Raw genomic sequence first — 17,196 nt, 5'->3', positions numbered from 1 at the left:
GTCCCCGGTTTCCTGTTGCCAGGGAACCGGGGACTTTCCACTCTTCGCTAAAAGAGTGGGCCCTGTGGGGCTCGAACCCACGACCCACGGATTAAAAGTCCGATGCTCTACCAACTGAGCTAAAGGCCCAAACTGACCGTTGAAGCGCGTGCCAGCGGCACACAAGACGCGTGTCAGTTCCAGTCCATTTCTGGACGTTTAATACTGTACCGCAGTCCGCGGCGCCTTACTGACGGGCCTGCCGCCGCCGCCGTCGTTTTCAATTCTGTCCCGCCTGCGGCCGCGACGCTGCCCCCGGGGGGCCAAAACCCCGCGCTCGATTACCGTCCGGCACAGGAGTAGCGTGGGACCATGAGCGAGAAAGCAGGAACCAGCGGTCCGGGCGGGGCGGAACGGCACCACAAACCGAAGCCTTTTGCGCCCATTGATTTTGAGCCTTTCGCGGGCGGTGCGGATCCGGCACGGGTCTCCGAAGCGGCCCACCTGGCGGCCCAGGCGCTGGTGCGCCACGGCCGCGACAGCGACGATCCCGTCATCACCAGCCGCCTCGTGAAGCTGGCCGACGAGCAGGGCCTCGAAGCCATCGCCGAGATGTGGGCCGAAAGCCCTGCACGCTCGCTGCCGGGCGCCCTGTGGCGGCTGTACGCCCTACGCGCGGCGACGGTCCAGGACCCCGAACGCATCTCGGTCTACTTCAAGGCAGGCAAGGACACGGCCCAGGTCTCCAACGTCGTGGCGGGAGCCGCTGAGCCGCCAGGGGCCGACGAAATGAAGACCATGGCTGATGCCATCTTGTCCGGAGCATTCGACGGCGACTTCGATGTCGCGCTGGAGCGTTCGGCCGCCTTCTGCCGGGTTGTTGCGCTGGGACAGGCCACCCTGGCCGACGGTGCGGACCACAGCAACGAGAGCCACGCACGCAAGCTGACGCGGAATTCGCACCTGCTGGTGAAGACCGCCGAGGATCTTGAACATGCAGCCAATGCGTGGCGGCTGGGCGAGCTGGACTGACCCCATCGGACCGGATCTGTCAATGTTGACTTGGTCCCGCCAAAGTAGAACACTGAAACTGGTGCCGAGCCGCGAAACCCCCGGGCTTCAACATTTAGCCGCCTAGAGCGGCCTACCGCCGAGAGGCGTATCCGGTTCGGCACCATTTTCATGCCCGGATGCAGCTGCCGGTAAAGTACTGACTAGCTGCGGGCCGGCGTCAAGTCATACGGGCCGCGGTTCCCCGCCCTGACGATCCTCCGGAGACCGGTACTCATGAAGCTGCGCCTTTTTCCCCAGGAGCCCGCGGGGCTGAACCTCCTTTCGCAGCTGGCCCGGCAGATTGTCTTCGCGAGTGCCACCATGGCGGAAATCCTGGGCGCGCCGGCCAGCGAGCATGACCGGCTCGTGGACGACATGCACAACCACGAGGCCAAGTCCGCCGAACTGCACTTCGCCCTGCTGACCCACATGCGGACCAGTTTTGTAAACCCGCTCCCGCGCGAGGACATGTACGGGCTGTCCCTGTGCCTCAATGAGGCCATGGAGAGGCTGGACGCCGCCGCTGAACTGGTGGCGCTGTACAAGCTGGACCGGCTTCCGAAGCGCGCGGCGGATCAGCTGGAGATCATCAGCCGCCAGGCCGAGCTCACAGCGGACGCCATGCGCCGGCTGAATGACCTGGACGAACTTGAGGACTACTGGATCGAGATCGTGCGGCTGGCCAAACGTGCTGAACGGACGCACCGGGTCTGGGTGGCGGACATGCTGAAGGACATGAAGTCCGCGCAGTATGCCCGGAACAGGGACATCGCCAACCAGCTGGTGGATGTCACCAAGGACATGCGGCGCATCGCCACCCAGGTAGGCAGCATCATCGTCAAGGAATCATAAGGTGACGGCGTTCATCTTCGGGCTTGTGGTGGTTCTTGCCGCGGCTTTCGCCTTCATTAACGGCTTCAGGGACGTCTCCAACTCCGTGGCCGTGGCCGTCCGGACCCGTGCTCTGACGCCAACTGTCGCGGTGCTGCTGGCGGCCGTCTTCAACTTCGTGGGCGCCTTGCTGAGTGCCGGCCTGGCGGTGGCCATCAGCCAAAACTGGGTAACTCTGCCGCAGGGCGACAGCGGTCTCACTGTCCTCGTGGCAGGGCTGGCCAGCGCCTGCATCTGGGGCCTGCTCCTTTGGTGGCGGGGTGTGCCCTCGTCCTCCACCCATGCACTGGTTGGCGGGTTGGCCGGCGCCGGAACCGCGAGTGTGCTGGTGGGTGGAAACTCCGTAAGCGGCGCGGATCAGTCTCTCCTGTTCCAGGTGGTGCTCCCGCTGGCCCTCTCCCCGGTCATCGCGTTCATTGGCGCCTACCTGCTGGTCTTCCCTGTCACGTGGGCAGCCCGGTATGCGCAGCCGAGCGTCGTCAATCAGCGTTTCCGCGCTGCCCAGTCAATAGCTGCGGGCGCCGTCGCGTTCGGCCACGGACTCCAGGACGGTCAGCGTGTCAGCGCCGTCCTCCTCCTGGCCACCCTGGCGGCGGGGTACGGCGACGGCGGTTCGGTCCCGTTCTGGGTAGTGATGCTCTCGGCGGTCATGATCGCCGTCGGCACGCTGTTCGGGGGCTGGCGGATCTGCCACACGGTGGGATACAAGCTCATTCGGATAGATCCGCTCCGCGGGGTGGTTGCGCAGGGCTTCAGCGCCATCCTGCTCTTCATCGGAGCTATCGGGCTCCACTGGCCCATCTCCACCACGCACACCGTCACGTCAGGGGTGCTCGGTGCAGGGGAAAACCAGCACGTGTCCGGAACGCACCGGAGGCTCGTGGCGCAGATCCTCTCGCTGTGGGTCCTGACCCCCGCTGCCACGGCAGCCGGAGCATTCGTGCTGGCGCTTGCGCTCTCTCCGCTCACCGGGGCTTAACCGCGCATCGGCTGCTCCGTAACTGTTCACTTGGCCAGTCACGGAACAACCGATGGGTGTTTAGCGGGCGGCGTGGCCGCCGCGAAGTCGCTTAGCTGCGCGAAGGGGTTTATCCGAAGCGGCCGGAGACGTAGTCTTCCGTGGCCTTGTTGCTGGGGTTGTTGAAGATGGTGCTCGTCTCGGCGAACTCGATGAGCTTGCCCGGCTTGCCGGTACCGGCAATGTTGAAGAACGCCGTCCGGTCGGACACGCGCGCTGCCTGCTGCATGTTGTGGGTCACGATCACCACGGTGTACTGGTCCTTCAGCTCGTTGATAAGGTCCTCAACGGCCAGGGTGGAAATCGGATCCAGGGCGGAGCACGGCTCATCCATGAGGATCACCTGCGGTTCCACGGCGATGGCACGGGCGATGCACAGGCGCTGCTGCTGGCCGCCGGACAGGCCCGAGCCGGGTTTTTCCAGCCGGTCCTTGACTTCGTTCCACAGGTTGGCGCCCTGGAGCGAGCGTTCCACGAGGGCATCAGCCTCGCCCTTGGAGATCTTCTGGTTGTTCAGCTTCACGCCGGCCAGCACATTGTCCCGGATGGACATGGTGGGGAACGGGTTGGGCCGCTGGAAGACCATGCCGATCTGGGAGCGCACCGTGACGGGGTCCACGCCCGGGCCGTACAGGTTGTCGCCGTCGAGCAGGACTTCGCCCTCGACGCGGGCACCCGGAAGGACCTCGTGCATGCGGTTGAGCGTCCGCAGGAAGGTGGACTTGCCACAGCCGGAGGGGCCGATGAACGCCGTAACGGACTTGGCTTCGATGTTGATGCTGACGTCCTCGACGGCCAGGAAGTTGCCGTAGTAGACGTTCAGGTCTTTGACGTCGATGCGCTTGGACATGATGTTCCTTAACTTGCTGGTATGGATTGAAGTCTAGGTCCCGGCGGCCCGGCGGGAAACGGCCGGCCGGGGAACGGTTCGCAGGGTAAAGCTCCGCGGCGGGATGGCCGGAAGGCCCGCCTAGCGGCCGGTCTTCGGGGCGAAGACCCTGGCAATCAGGCGCGCGCCGAGGTTCAGGAGCATCACCAGGATGATGAGCACCAGGGCGGCGCCCCAGGCCCGCTGCGAGGAGGGGTCCGGGTTGGACGGCGAGGTGGGGTTCAGGATCTGCGTATAGATGAACGTGGGCAGGGAGGCCATCCAGCCGCCGAACACGTTGTTGTTGATGCTGGTGGCGAATCCTGCAGTCACCAGGATGGGGGCGGTCTCGCCGATCACGCGGGCGATCGCCAGGGTGACGCCGGATGCGATGCCGGAAATCGCCGTCGGGATGACCACCTTGAGGATGGTCCGCCATTTGCGGACGCCGAGGGCGTAGGCGGCCTCGCGGAGCTCGTTGGGGACGATCTTGAGCATTTCCTCGCTGGAGCGGACCACCACGGGGATCATCAGCACGGAAAGCGCGACGGCGGCGACGGCACCGGTTTTGGTGCCGGGGCCTACCACGGCGAAGAAGAAGGCGGCGGCAAAGAGCCCTGCCACGATCGACGGGATGCCGGTCATGACGTCTACGAAGAAGGTGATGGCGCGGGCCACGGAACGGTCGTTGCCGTACTCCACGAGGTAGATGGCGGTGAGGAGGCCCACCGGCACGGAAATGACCGTGGCCAGCAGGGTGATCTGCACCGTGCCGAGCAGCGCGTGGTAGATGCCGCCAAGGACGGGTGCGCCGCCCTCCACGGCCTTGTTGTCATAGACACCGGTGACGCCGTTCATCGACGTGCCGAGGAATCCGGGGGTGATGATGCCCGGGATGCCGTTGACCAGGACGGTCCAGATGACGGAGATGAGCGGGAGCAGCGCGATCAGGAAGGAGCCCACCACGAGGCATGTGGCGAGTTTGTCCTTGGCCTTGCGGGAGCCTTCCACGGCCGCGCTCCAGCCCACCAGGCCAGCGGCGAAGAGGATGGCGGAGACGATGCCCCAGCCGAAGGCGTTGAAGCCGATCAGCGCGAGGATGGCCGCCCCGAGGACCAGCGCTACGGCCAGGACGGCGTACGGGGCGAATTTTGGCAACTGGCCCTTGGTGAGTGCGGACCGCTTGCGGGCCGGGGTCAGGGTGGAGGTCATTTAGTTTGCTCCCGAGAATTCTTTGTGCCGGGTGATGATCCAGCGGGCAACCATGTTCACGCCCAGGGTGATCACGAACAGGACCAGCCCGGCGGCGATCAGGGTGGCGACTTTCAGGCCTCCCGCTTCGGGGAAGTTCAGCGCGATCTCGGCGGCGATGGTCTGGTTGCCGGACTGGATCAGGCTGGCGGTGAGAGCACCGGAGGAGAGCACCAGCGCAACGGCCATGGTCTCGCCGAGGGCGCGTCCGAGGCCCAGCATAACCGCGCTGATGATGCCGGGGCGGGCGAAGGGCAGGACTGCCATCTTGATCATTTCCCAGCGCGTGGCGCCCAAAGCAAGGGCGGCCTCTTCGTGCAGTTTGGGGGTTTGCAGGAAGATCTCGCGGGTCAGCGACGTGATGATGGGCAGGACCATGACGGACAGCACGATTCCCGCCGTCAGGATGGTCTTGCCTGTGGAGGAAGCCGGTCCGTGGAAGATGGGCAGCCAGCCGAGGTTTTTCGCGAGCCAGTCGTAGGCAGGCGCGATTTCCTTGGCCAGGAAGGCGGCACCCCATGCGCCGTAGATGACCGACGGAATGGCGGCCAGGAGGTCCACCACATAGCCAAGGCCCGAGGCCAGTCTGCGCGGGGCATAGTGCGAGATAAAGAGCGCGACGCCGATGGCCACGGGGGTGGCGATGACCAGGGCGATGATGGCGGCGATAAGGGTGCCCACGACGATCGGCCAGATATAGGCGAAGAACCCCTGGCCGCCCTGGATGTCCTCCGCAGGGGCAGTGAACGCCGGGATGGCCTGGATGACGAGGAACAGCGCAACGCCAAACAGCACGGCGAGGATCAGGCACCCTGCTGCCAAGGCGGCCCCTGAGAAGACTTTATCCCCGGCACGTCCTGCGCCCTGGGGGTTGGTCAGGGAGGTGGTGGTCATACCTGGCCCTTCGGTGTTGATGTTGCGGGAGTGCGGAACTTTTCGAAGCTGCGGATTACACGGCTAAGTTCCCCGCCCTGCCTTGCGGCGGGGCGGGGAACTCGGCCGTTTGGGTCAAACCTTACGACTTGACCTTGATGGACTCGACCGACTTGACGGCCTTTTCGGCCAGGGTGGAGGACAGCGGAGCCGACTTGGCGGACTCGGCAGCGGCCTTCTGGCCCTCTTCGGAGAGTACGTACTTCTCGAAGGCCTTGACCAGATCGACGGTTTCCTGCTTGGCGTAGGTGCTGCAGAGAATGTGGTACGACACCAGGACTACCGGGTAGGCGCCGGATTCCGTGGTGGTGCGGTCCAGCTTGATGGCACCGTCGTTGGCCCCGCGGCCCTCGACAGCCTTGCCGAGGTCCACAGCCTTGGAGGCGGCTTCCGGGGAGATCTTGACGAACTCGGAGCCGACCTTCATCTCGGCGGTGCCCAGCTTGCCGCCGACAGCGGAGTCATCGGCGTAGGTGACAGCGCCGGGGGTGTCGGTGACGGTCTTGACGACGCCGGAGGTGCCCTTGGCGTTCTCGCCCTTCAGCGAAGCGGGCCACACGCCGTCAGCCTTGTCTTTCCAGACGTCGGGAGCCGCAGCGGAGAGGTACTCGGTGAAGTTCTTGGTGGTGCCGGAGTCGTCAGAGCGGCTGACCGGGGTGACCTTGAGGTCCGGAAGCTTGGCGTCCGGGTTCATGGCGGCGATTGCCGGGTCATTCCACTTGGCGATCTCGCCGCGGAAGATCTTGGCCGCGGTGGAGGCATCCAGCTTCAGGTCCGTAACATCCGGCACGTTGAAGGCGATGGCGATCGGCGAGATGTAGACGGGGACCTCGATGGCGCCGTCCGGGCCGCACTGGTCCTTGGCCTTGGTGAGTTCCTCGTCCTTAAGGTAGGCATCGGAACCGGCGAACTGCGCCGAGCCGTCAATGATGGCCTTGCGGCCTGCGCCGGAACCGTCCGGGGAGTACTGCACGGTGGCGCCCTGGTTTGCGGTGGCGAAGTTGGTCTTCCAGACGTCCATGGCCGCGCCCTGCGCGGAGGAGCCGATGCCGGTCAGGGTGCCGGTGACCTTGGTGCCGGCAGCGGACTGGGTGCCTGCCGGGGAATTCGTGGCGTTGTCTGAACCGCAGGCTGTGAGCGCGAGTGCGCCAGCGGCGATGACAGCGATTGCCGCGTGGCGGCCGAAGCGGAGTGCCTTCACTTGGGTGTACCCCTTCCAGGGTTTCTGATGCGATCCGAACCGGAGACGTTCGGATTGGGAGCTGCGTACGTTGTGTACCTTCATTGAAGTTAGGGGTCCCAGGTAACGAGTATTGGGGTCCAAGGTGAACGGAGGATTAACGACGGCGGCATATTGGCTTACACATGCAGGGTCCCCATTGCGCTGGACGCGCCTCAGTCGTAGTGGGTCGGGCGTCGCATTGCGCCACGGCTAAATTTGGGAAGGGGTTTTGTGATGCAGGGCAGGTACAGCAGTGGCGTGCCGGCCCGGAGCGTGGGCCCGGGCTCAGTGTTCCGGCTTGTCGCGGGCGTCCTTCTGGTGCTGCTGGAGCTTCTCTTCTGAATCCCGGCGCCGCTGGCCCACGGTGCGCGTTTGGTGCGTGGACGGTGCGCTGTGATCGTCATGGCGTTCGGCGGGTGCCTTCTTTTCCTCGCCGTCAGGACCGGCCTGATCAGTGCCTGGCCGTTCAGTGCTGGGCTGATCCGCAGTGGGGTTTTCCGGCCTGGGTTCCGTGTTTTCGCTCATGGTTGCATGGTCCCACTGTGCTCGTGCCGGTGAAAGATGCAGCTCTGGTGATCAGCAGCCTTCCCTGCAGAGAACGGGTGCAGGCGTGGCCGCCGCGTGGCACGATGTGCGTTATGGAGACCCCCGGAGACCTGGACGCCCATCGCCTGGCCGGCGGGCCGCCGTCGGACGCGGACATTGATCTGTACCGCAGGCTCAGCGCCGACATCGCGGCCGGCGTGGCCGTCGTTTCCACGTCCCTGCGGAACCGCGATTACGCAGCCACGGTGAGCGCCTTCCTCTCCGTCTCCTACGATCCGCCGACCCTGCTGGTCAGCCTCTATGCGGAGTCCCGGATCGGCGAGGCGGTGGCGGAGGCGGGAACGTGGGCACTGAGCCTGCTGTCCGGCAAGCATCAGGGCGCCGCGAACTGGCTGGCCAGTCCCGGGATTCCGCTACAGGGGATGCTCGCCCAGGTTCCCTACCGCCGGGGTCCCGCCACCGGATCGGCGATCCTCAACGGAGCGCTCGCCTACTTCGAACTGCGGACTGTTGCCACCCATCCGGCCGCCACGCACCTGCTCGTTGTGGGCGAGGTCCTGGCCATGGGCAGTGATGCTGCAGCGGCCGAGGCCGTGGATCCGCTCATCCATTTCGGTTCCCAGTACCACCGCCTGGCACCCTAAACGCATGCGACCTGACCACGGCGCAGCCGGGCGACGAGGGTGGCGGCGAGCAGCGCCGTCGTAATCTCCAGGGCGATGACACCCAGCGAAGCCGAGGGGGCTGCGGCAGTTTCCGCAAAGGCCTCGGTTCCGGCGATGCCGGCGGCTCCGACGGCCGCCGCCGTTCCGTGGCTGTGGCTGGCCGGTCCCGCGGCGAGGAGCAGGACAGCGTGGAGGAGCGCCATCGCCAGGGCGGAGGCCATGACGCGGTGGAGTGTGCCGACGCGGACGTGTCGCCAGATGTGCACCGAACACGGCAGGCATACGGCAACCATGGCCAGCATCGAGAGGTTCAGCCACAGCGCATGGTGGTTGCCGGCGACCAGCCACAGGTGGAGGAGGCAGGAGCCGGCCGTCACGGCGGCGCACATCCGCGAGTGGAGCCTGGGCCCGGCTGCCCGGCCCCATGCCTGAATCGGTGTCATGAGCTAGCTGCTAACCATGGCAGTGGCCGCCGGCTGCCTGGGCTGAAGCGGGAACGTCCAGGACCGGGCTGCGGTCGAAGAAGCCCTCCGGCCGCAGCTTGAACCCCACCGTATCCACGGGCATGATCGGCCAGTCTTCGGGCCGCGGGAAATGGGTAAGTCCGAAGGTGTGCCAGACAACAATGTCCTGGCCGTCGATGTCCCGATCCTGGGCAATGTAGGCGGGCAGGCCCGCTCCTCCGGCATGCTGGTTCACGAAGTCGCCGGTGGGGTACCGCTCGTCTTCCGCGAAGCGGGTCACCCACAGGTCCTTCGTGGCAAATGCCGCACGCTTGGCGATGGAGGAGTCGCGATCAGCCAGGAGGGTCGGCTGAGCCTCGGTGTGGAGCTTGTAGCCCACGGGCTCCCCCAGGCGGTTCCTTGAGCCCGGGTTGGAAATGACCCAGGTCCGGCCGCTGCGGGCGTCAGCTTCACGGGCGGCTTCGGACTCCCGGGCCAGCAGGGTCCGCCTCCGCGAGAAGGCGTTGCCCCGCTCGTTGCCCTCCCCGATGGCCTGACGGACTACATCCTCTTCTTCCACCCTGTTGGTGAACCCGTCGATTGCCATGTCCAGCCGGGCGCTGAAAAGGTGCTGGTGGAAGGGGGCGCCCAGGCCCGGCGCCAGCTGCGAGATATTGTCCGAGCCGCCCTCCGGGTACGCGCTCGTGAAAACGACGCCGGTGGCCTTGGCCTCGAACTCGATGGTGCCGTCGAGGTAGAGGTACCAGTAGAAGCCGTAATCGTAGTTGCCGATGGTGGTGAAGAAGGAAATGACCAGTCGGCGGTTCCGGCGGGTGTAGTTGATGCCTGACCAAAGGTCGCTGTGCTTGGCCAGGATGCCCCAGTCCTCCTCGTGCATGCAGATGCCGTTGCGGATTTCGCGCGGGTTGCCGAACGCGTCGCTGATCACGGGGCTGAGGTAGGTGATGTCGCCGAGGCAGTCACAGCCCAGTTCGAGCGAATTGGCGTACTGGCCCACCAGGTATTCACCGGTGTCGAAGTAGTTCTGCCAGGACCGGATGGGCGACGGGTCGCCGTAGGGAACCACCATCTCGGCAATGGATGCGCGGTTGATGATGGGCCGCTTGCGGTCGCCATCCTGGAACGCAATGTTGTGCAGCACCACGCCCTCGCGGACATCGAAGCCGACATCGACGCTCCACTTTTCCCACTCAACATGGTTTCCGCCCGCGACGGTAAAGCTGGGTCCCTCCGGCTGCGTGATGCTGATGGGTTTCTGGGACGTGCGAAGCGGTCCGGTGAGCTCCGGGTCGGTGAAGTTGCCGTGCTCTGCCGGAACGGGGACCACTCCGGTGTCCAGCACCTGCGTCACGGTTTTTCTGACGACGTCCACGTAGGCAACCAGTCCGTCAACGGGGTGCGCCCAGGCGCTGTCCTCCGGAAACTCCTGCACGAAAGCCAGGCCGCGGAGGATGCGGCGTCCTTTTTCATCGGGGTACTCGAAGACGCCTGCGGAGAGCGGCGCGACGCGGACCTTGGCGACGTCAAGGCCCCTGGCCGCAAGCGCGGCCAGCCAGCGCTCGTCAGATGCCAGCAGTTCCTCAACGACTTCAAACTCCTCTTCCAGGACGGGCAGTTCGCCCGTGGCGGCGGTGTCGAGTTCGACGGCCGCGGTCACCGTGCCGCTCGTGGCGGAGACCGTGACATCCAGGGGTCGTCCGCCGGACACATCATGGACGAAGACGCGGAAGCGCCGGTCCTGGGTATCCGGAGCCGCGCCCCGGGCCGGATCCAGCAGGCCGAGGTACGCTATGCGCTTCTCCGGGCCAAGAAGTCCCCCGGCGCGGAGGATGCCCTGGACGTCGGTGATTTCAGTGCCCGTTGCCAGGCGGTACTGGGTGGCTGTGTCAGCTGGTGCGAGTGTCATGAGCGACCTTTGTCCGGGACCGTGGTTCGGTCGGGATTTTTATTTTCTATAGTTGTAGAGAATAACCGTCCGTAAGATGGCTCACAATAGCCAGATGCCACATATTTCCGGGGAGCGGCAGCGTGCCAAAGATTGTTGACCATGATGAACGGCGTCTGGAGCTGGTGGATGCGACCTGGCGGATCATCGCCCGGCTGGGCATTGAAGGCGCCACCATGAGGGAGATCGCACTCGAGGCCGGGTTCGCGAACGGCGCCCTGAAACCGTACTTCCCCACCAAGGACACCCTGCTGACGTTCGCCTTCGGCCACGTCTTCAACCGGACCAATGAACGCATCGGGGAAGTGACCGCAGGCAAGACCGGCATCCCGGCGCTGCGGGCCTTCTGTGTTGAGGTGCTGCCACTGGACTCCGAACGCGTCAGTGAAGCGCGGATTGTCATTCCCTTTTGGCAAAAAGCCATCAACGATCCGGAAAAGGCCGCCATCCACCGGGAGTCCATGGAGCAGTGGCACGCGGCGATTCTGGAGTACCTGGCGCAGGCGCGGGAGTACGGAACCGTCAGTGCCGCCGTCGACGACGCGGCGGTGGCCGGCCACCTCCTGAACATGCTGCTGGGCGCGCAGATCGCCGCCGCCCTGGCCCCCGAAGGGCAGGTAGATCCGGGGTTGAGCGAACAGCTGGAGGCGTTCCTGACTCTCCTGGAGGCGAAGAACTGATCTTTTTTCGACATGCGTCGAAAAAAGATGACACGGCGGAATTTCGGCGCTAACCTGAAATGACTGTGTTCCAGGACACAGTCTGGGGACCGAAATTCAGGTGGCCGTCCGTCGTCAGGAACATCCAATGTCTGCAACAACAGTCCGCCCGGTGGGCCAGGACCTCACCTCCAACGTGGCCGCGTCGTTTGACCACTGGCGACACCTCGTGGCGCAGTCCTTCGTGCCGCTGACCGCGGAGACGGACCGCCCCGACTCCTTCCGCGGCCGCATGCGGTCCAGGGTTCTGGACCGCATGTGCATCGTGGAGGTGTCGTCCACGTCCCACAGCGTCCACCGCACACCGGCCCTCCTGGCGCAGTCGGACCAGCGCTATTTCAAGCTCAACCTCCAGCTGGAGGGGACCGGCCTCCTCATCCAGGACAACCGCGAAGCCGTGCTGCGCCCCGGGGACCTGGCCATCTACGACACCAACCGCCCCTACACCCTCGCGTTCGAAGAGCAGGCCCGGATGATGGTGGTCATGTTCCCGCACGACTCGCTGTCCCTGCCGCCGGACTACGTGGGGCAGCTTTCCGCGGTCCGCTTGGCCGCCGGGCACGGGCTGACCAGTATTGTGGGACCGTTCATCGCGCAGCTCGCCGGCAATCTCGAGGCGCTCAGCGGCCCCAGCGGTTCCCGGCTGGCCGCCAATACCCTTGACCTCGTGTCAACGATGCTCCATTCGGAACTGGACCTGGCCGCGGACAGCATGAAGCCCCAGATGGTGCTGGCGACATCGGTCCGCGAATACATCGACACGAACCTCGCGGATCCGCAGCTGTCACCGGCCAGCATTGCGGCGGCCCATTTCATTTCGACGCGCCACCTGCACAACGTCTTCCACGAGTCGGGCACAACAGTTGCCAGCTGGATCCGGAGCCGGCGGCTTGAACGGGTTCGCCGCGACCTCAGGGACCCGCTACATTCCGGAACCTCAGTGGGCGCAGTGGCAGCGCGCTGGGGATTCCTGGACGCAGCGCATTTTAGCCGCACCTTCCGGGACGCCTTCGGCGAATCCCCCAGCGACTGGCGGCGCGGCGCCTGACCCCCCGAACTCCCGGCCCGGCGGACGGGGTTCAGCGGTCGAGTCCCGCATACGGGACCCTGCCCAGGCCCTAGATCAGCCCCTGGGCCAGCATGGCATCAGCCACTTTGACGAAGCCTGCAATGTTCGCGCCCAGCACGTAATTGCCGGGTTGTCCGTACTCGTCCGCAGTCGCGGCGCAGCGGTGGTGAATGCCCACCATGGTGTCCGTGAGGCGCTGTTCCGTATGGTCGAAGGACCACGAGTCACGGCTCGCGTTCTGCTGCATCTCCAACGCCGACGTGGCCACGCCGCCCGCGTTGGCGGCCTTGCCGGGGCCGAACAGCACGCCAGCATCCTGGAACACCGCCACGGCTTCACGGGTTGAGGGCATGTTGGCACCCTCACCGACGGCGAGCAGCCCGTTGCGGACCAGCCTCGCGGCAGCATCGCCGTCGAGCTCGTTCTGCGTGGCGCACGGCAGTGCGACTGTGGCGTCGACGTCCCACACCGAGCCGGCCTCCACGTAGGAAACGCCGGAACGGCGCAGCACGTAGTCCTTGAGGCGTCCGCGTTCCACTTCCTTGACCTGTCGGAGCAGGCCGACGTCTATTCCCGCCTCATCCACGATGTAGCCGGAGGAATCCGAGCAGGCCACCACTGCGGCGCCCAGTGCCTGCGCTTTCGCGATCGCGTTGATCGCCACGTTGCCGGAGCCGGATACCACCACGCGCTGCCCGTCGAAGGACGTTCCCCGGGTCTTGAGCATCTCGTCGGTGAAGATCACCGTGCCGAAACCGGTGGCTTCGGGCCTAACCAGCGAGCCTCCCCAGGAGATGCCCTTGCCCGTCAGGACGCCTGATTCATAGCGGTTGGTGATCCGCTTGTACTGACCGAAGAGATAACCGATTTCGCGGCCGCCGACACCGATGTCGCCCGCCGGCACGTCGGTGTACTCGCCGATGTGGCGGTACAGCTCGGTCATGAACGACTGGCAGAACCGCATCACTTCGGCATCACTGCGGCCGCGGGGATCGAAATCGGAGCCGCCCTTGCCGCCGCCGATGGGCATGCCGGTGAGGGCGTTCTTGAAGATCTGCTCGAAGCCGAGGAACTTCACGATGCCGAGATAGACGGACGGGTGGAAGCGCAGACCGCCCTTGTAGGGGCCAAGCGCGGAGTTGAACTCCACGCGGAAACCGCGGTTTATCTGTACGCGGCCGGCATCGTCGGTCCACGGCACGCGGAAGATGATCTGCCGCTCGGGCTCGCAGAGCCGTTCCAGGATGGCGGCTTCGAGGAACTCGGGGTGCCGGTCATGGACGGGGCCCAGGCTTTCAAACACCTCGGTCACCGCCTGGTGGAACTCGGCTTCGCCCGGGTTTCTGGCCAGGACGGTATCCCTGATGGCCTCGAGCCGTGCATCCATGGTGATTCCTTACGTCGAACCGGGCGCGGGAAGTCTCCGGCATACGCTTTTATTGAAACTTCAACATATCCAATTGTGACTGCGCGGGCCGCGCATGGCCAATCGGTCTTCGACTAGCCTCCGTATTGTGACATCTAATTTCCATGAAACGAAAACAATGGCCTCGGGTTGCGGCCCGGCGGGGGACTTCTGATGGCCCATATTTGCCTGCTTCTCTCCGGGGCCGCGCTCCTGATCAACGGGCTCGCAGCGCTGAAGCTGCTCCCCCGCAGGGACGCCGCCGTGTTCAGCCTGGTCATCGGCAGCATCCAGCTGATCCTGGGCATCACGTACCTGGGGATTACCGGCGGCCGCGGTGGTGACGCCGGCGGAACACCCCTGCTGCTCGGCGCGGCCGGAATGTTCCTCTTCGGCCTGACGTACGTCTATGTGGGGCTGGATTTCCTGCTGGGGCTCGGCTCCAAAGGCCTCGGCTGGTTCTGCGGGATGGTGGGCGCATGCGGCCTCCTGCTCTCCGCGGCCTGGTCCGGGGAGGATCCTCTTCTGGCCGTTCTCTGGCTCTGCTGGACCTACCTGTGGATGCTGTGCTTCCTTCAACTGGCGCTGGGGTTCGAACGCCTCACGCCCCTCATTGGGTGGTCCCTCGTCCTCACCAGCCAGGCGTCAGCCACGGTTCCGGCGTTCATGGGCATCACAGGGCACTGGCCCACCGACCCCGAGGCGGTGATGGGGGCGGCGGCCTTCATCGTGGCGCTTTTGCTGCTGGCCGGCTGCGTCGGGTGGCGCGGGCGGCACCGGGACGCCGCGCGCGCCGACGCCGCGGCCGCCCCCGCTCCCCCGTTACCCGGCGGGCTGAGGCTCTAGGATCCGGACCCGCTTCTCCACTCGGACTTCCACCAGCACTCCGGCCAGGAAAATCACGGGAACGGCCACCAGCAGCCCCACGGCTGTTTCGGCGCTTCCGCCGATGAGGGACGTGAAGTTGCTGACCACCAGGTAGAGCACCCAGGCCAGGAGGAGGGACGCGATCCCGGGGGCGAGCAGTGTCTGCCAGTGCTGTCCGGTCACCCGTTCGCGGCGGAAATAGGCGACGACGGCGAGTGAGCACAGCATGTACAGCACCAGCAGCGCTGCCACGGCAAGGCCGCTGAACCACGAGAAAAGGGTCAGGACGGGGTCCATTCCCAGCAGCGCAAACGGCGCGACGAGCAGGGCGGCAACCGCGGTCTGAATCCAGGCCGCGGTGGCCGGGGCGCGGTGCCTATTGGTCCGGGCCACGACGGCGGGCATCGAGCCGCGGAGCGCCAGCGAGTGAAGGTACCGGTTGATGCCGTTGTGGAACGCAATGATGCCGGCCAACAGGGATGTCACCAGCAGGACTCCGGCGGTCACCCCGGCCCATGGCCCGAACATCTCCACGATCGGGCCGATCACGAACGATGTGGCGTCGCCGGACTCCAATGCGGCGCCTGCGGCATCGGCGACGCGTGACGGGCCGTAGAAACTGACCAGCATCCAGGTGATGAAGGAGAAGAAGACGGCGATGATGCCTACAGAGAGATAAGTGGCCCGGGCAACGGTCCGGTGCGGGTCCTTCGCCTCGGCGGAGTAGATGGCCGTGGATTCGAAGCCGAACATGGACGCCACCGCGAACATAATGGCGACTCCCGGAGCCCCGCTGGCGATGGCTTCCGGTGCGAACGAGGCGCCGATGTTCAGCCCCTCGGGGCCGCCGCCGTGGAATAGGACAGAGAATCCGAACATCAACAGGATGGCCACTTCCAGGCCCACCAGGACCGCAAGCACGCGGGCACCCAGCTCGATGTTCTTCGATCCCAGGACCTGGACGCCGGCCATGGTGACCAGTGCGAGCAGCCACCATGGAAGCGTCACCCCGGCCGATGCCAGCAGGCCGGAGAACGCGGCACCGTACAGCCCGTACATTGCCGCCTGCACCGTGCTGTAGGCCAGCAGTGCAAGCCACGCCGCCCCCGCACCGACCTTGCGACCGAACGCTGCCGTGACGTAGGCGTAAAAGGCGCCGTTGGTCTGCACCTTCCGGCTCATGGCCACAAAACCGACGGCGAAGATCACAATGACAATGCCGACGACGAGGTACGCGCCGGGGGCGCCGGCACCGTTGCCGAGCGCTGCAGCCAGGGGTGCTGCTCCGACGATTCCGGTCAGCGGGGCCTGCGCGGACAGGACAAAGAACAGAATGCCCAGGACTCCGATGCTGCCTGCGCGCAGGGCGGTGGAGTGTTCCTGGCGGGAACCGGGTTCCGCGGTCCGGGATTCGGGATTCGAAATACTCATTGGATCCTTCTTAACGGTCATGAGTGCTGGGATTGTGCTGGGGAATGTGCTGCAAAACTTGGGATGGGTGCCGGGGCCTGGCAAGGGCTGCACCGTGAAATCCAGCATGGCAGTCGCCTCCGGCTGCGGCTTGTCTTGCAGCGATCAGTTCTTGTTCCTGAGCGCAATCACACCCATATGATCCCGTTCCGTTCGCTCCCGCACAACAGCCCTTCGCGGATAGACAAGACCCGCGGCGTGCGGCGGAGCACGCTTGAAGCAGCGCTGACAGGCCACACCGGCCTGCGGTCCCTGACCTACTCGAAGTGGAGTACCCCATGGAAACCTACGATGCCCTGCTGGCCTCGATCACCCCGGAGTCCGGCGAAACCCGGACCATCCTTGACCCCGCCACCGGAGAAGCAGTCGGTGAGGCGCCGGTCCACAGCGTCCAGGACCTGGAGCAGGCCATAGCCGCCGCATCGGCCGCCCAGCCGGCGTGGGCGGCGCTGGGCCACGACGCCCGGAGCTCCGCGCTGCTCAAGGCAGCCGACGCCGTCGAACGCTCCGCCGAGGAACTCGCCCGCCTGCTCTCCCGCGAGCAGGGAAAACCGCTCAACGGCCCCAACGCCCGCTTCGAAGTCGGCGCCTGCGCCGCCTGGCTGCGCGCCGCCGCCGGAACGCCGCTGGAGGCGGAAACCGTCGTGGACGACGGCGAAACCCGCGCCGAACTGCACTACCGGCCCATCGGCGTCGTCGGTGCCATCGGCCCGTGGAACTGGCCCATGATGATCACCATCTGGCAGATCGCCCCCGCCCTGCGGATGGGCAACGCCGTGGTGGTCAAACCGTCCGAATACACCCCGCTGTCCGTCCTGGCCCTGGCCAAGG

At 65.6% G+C, this 17,196-nt stretch carries 17 protein-coding genes and 1 tRNA gene; 8 read left to right on the top strand and 10 right to left on the bottom strand.

Going from position 1 to position 17,196, the window contains the following annotated elements:
- Window positions 1–56 precede the first annotated feature (56 nt).
- A tRNA-Lys gene (locus tag LQ144_RS13620) sits at window positions 57–129 on the bottom strand.
- A gap of 222 nt (window positions 130–351) precedes the next feature.
- Between LQ144_RS13620 and LQ144_RS13615 the strand changes: the two genes are divergently transcribed.
- From LQ144_RS13615 to LQ144_RS13605, 3 genes are all read left to right on the top strand, one after another.
- Window positions 352–1,011: a hypothetical protein gene (locus LQ144_RS13615; RefSeq protein WP_230119242.1), complete on the top strand. Its 660-nt coding sequence runs from the start codon at window positions 352–354 to the stop codon at window positions 1,009–1,011.
- A gap of 255 nt (window positions 1,012–1,266) precedes the next feature.
- Window positions 1,267–1,884, top strand: coding sequence for a nuclease PIN (locus LQ144_RS13610; RefSeq protein WP_230119241.1), 618 nt, complete (start codon window positions 1,267–1,269; stop codon window positions 1,882–1,884).
- A 1-nt stretch (window position 1,885) separates the two neighbouring features.
- Complete coding sequence (locus tag LQ144_RS13605; RefSeq protein ID WP_230119240.1) at window positions 1,886–2,902, top strand: inorganic phosphate transporter; 1,017 nt, start codon at window positions 1,886–1,888, stop codon at window positions 2,900–2,902.
- Window positions 2,903–3,011: 109 nt separating this feature from the next.
- Here the strand turns inward: LQ144_RS13605 and pstB are convergent, their stop codons facing one another.
- The 5 genes from pstB to LQ144_RS13580 all read right to left on the bottom strand — a co-directional run bounded on the left by pstB (window position 3,012) and on the right by LQ144_RS13580 (window position 7,740).
- The gene (pstB, locus tag LQ144_RS13600; protein ID WP_205655225.1) at window positions 3,012–3,791 is read right to left on the bottom strand and encodes a phosphate ABC transporter ATP-binding protein PstB; all 780 of its coding nucleotides are present in this window, start codon (window positions 3,789–3,791) and stop codon (window positions 3,012–3,014) included.
- Between the two features lie 120 nt (window positions 3,792–3,911).
- On the bottom strand, window positions 3,912–5,021 hold the full coding sequence (gene pstA, locus LQ144_RS13595) for a phosphate ABC transporter permease PstA (RefSeq protein ID WP_230119239.1): 1,110 nt from the start codon (window positions 5,019–5,021) through the stop codon (window positions 3,912–3,914).
- Window positions 5,022–5,954 carry a phosphate ABC transporter permease subunit PstC gene (pstC, locus tag LQ144_RS13590; RefSeq protein ID WP_230119238.1) on the bottom strand — a complete coding sequence of 311 codons (933 nt, stop codon included), beginning with the start codon at window positions 5,952–5,954 and terminating at the stop codon, window positions 5,022–5,024. It abuts the gene before it with no gap.
- A gap of 121 nt (window positions 5,955–6,075) precedes the next feature.
- Complete coding sequence (pstS, locus tag LQ144_RS13585; RefSeq protein WP_230119237.1) at window positions 6,076–7,194, bottom strand: phosphate ABC transporter substrate-binding protein PstS; 1,119 nt, start codon at window positions 7,192–7,194, stop codon at window positions 6,076–6,078.
- Between the two features lie 306 nt (window positions 7,195–7,500).
- Complete coding sequence (locus tag LQ144_RS13580; RefSeq protein ID WP_230119236.1) at window positions 7,501–7,740, bottom strand: hypothetical protein; 240 nt, start codon at window positions 7,738–7,740, stop codon at window positions 7,501–7,503.
- Between the two features lie 113 nt (window positions 7,741–7,853).
- Between LQ144_RS13580 and LQ144_RS13575 the strand changes: the two genes are divergently transcribed.
- Window positions 7,854–8,405, top strand: coding sequence for a flavin reductase family protein (locus tag LQ144_RS13575; RefSeq protein WP_230119235.1), 552 nt, complete (start codon window positions 7,854–7,856; stop codon window positions 8,403–8,405).
- Here LQ144_RS13575 and LQ144_RS13570 read toward each other — a convergent pair.
- Window positions 8,402–8,869: a hypothetical protein gene (locus tag LQ144_RS13570; protein WP_230119234.1), complete on the bottom strand. Its 468-nt coding sequence runs from the start codon at window positions 8,867–8,869 to the stop codon at window positions 8,402–8,404. The two genes, LQ144_RS13575 and LQ144_RS13570, sit on opposite strands and share 4 nt — an antisense overlap.
- 10 nt (window positions 8,870–8,879) lie before the next feature.
- Window positions 8,880–10,796, bottom strand: a complete 1,917-nt coding sequence (locus tag LQ144_RS13565; RefSeq protein WP_230119233.1) for a primary-amine oxidase — start codon at window positions 10,794–10,796, stop codon at window positions 8,880–8,882.
- A gap of 122 nt (window positions 10,797–10,918) precedes the next feature.
- On the opposite strand from LQ144_RS13565, the gene LQ144_RS13560 reads away from it, so the two are divergent.
- A complete protein-coding gene (locus tag LQ144_RS13560) occupies window positions 10,919–11,515 on the top strand; it encodes a TetR/AcrR family transcriptional regulator (RefSeq protein ID WP_230119232.1) in 597 nt (198 codons plus the stop codon).
- A 127-nt stretch (window positions 11,516–11,642) separates the two neighbouring features.
- Window positions 11,643–12,602 (top strand): helix-turn-helix domain-containing protein, encoded by a 960-nt coding sequence (locus LQ144_RS13555; RefSeq protein ID WP_230119231.1) that lies wholly within the window; start codon window positions 11,643–11,645, stop codon window positions 12,600–12,602.
- Between the two features lie 70 nt (window positions 12,603–12,672).
- Here LQ144_RS13555 and gdhA read toward each other — a convergent pair whose 3' ends face one another.
- Entirely contained in the window at window positions 12,673–14,010 is a 1,338-nt protein-coding gene (gdhA, locus tag LQ144_RS13550; RefSeq protein ID WP_230119230.1) for an NADP-specific glutamate dehydrogenase, read from the bottom strand.
- Between the two features lie 192 nt (window positions 14,011–14,202).
- Here gdhA and LQ144_RS13545 point away from each other — a divergent pair, with 192 nt between their 5' ends.
- Window positions 14,203–14,874: an AmiS/UreI family transporter gene (locus tag LQ144_RS13545; protein ID WP_230119229.1), complete on the top strand. Its 672-nt coding sequence runs from the start codon at window positions 14,203–14,205 to the stop codon at window positions 14,872–14,874.
- Here LQ144_RS13545 and LQ144_RS13540 read toward each other — a convergent pair.
- Window positions 14,851–16,326: an APC family permease gene (locus LQ144_RS13540; RefSeq protein WP_230119228.1), complete on the bottom strand. Its 1,476-nt coding sequence runs from the start codon at window positions 16,324–16,326 to the stop codon at window positions 14,851–14,853. The two genes, LQ144_RS13545 and LQ144_RS13540, sit on opposite strands and share 24 nt — an antisense overlap.
- Before the next feature lie 317 nt (window positions 16,327–16,643).
- Between LQ144_RS13540 and LQ144_RS13535 the strand changes: the two genes are divergently transcribed.
- A partial coding sequence (locus LQ144_RS13535; protein ID WP_230119227.1) for an aldehyde dehydrogenase family protein occupies window positions 16,644–17,196 on the top strand: 553 nt, incomplete at its 3' end.

It is taken from the genome of Arthrobacter sp. Bi83, from assembly GCF_918698095.1.
Lineage (GTDB): Bacteria > Actinomycetota > Actinomycetes > Actinomycetales > Micrococcaceae > Arthrobacter.
This window is presented reverse-complemented; position numbering and strand designations above follow the sequence as displayed.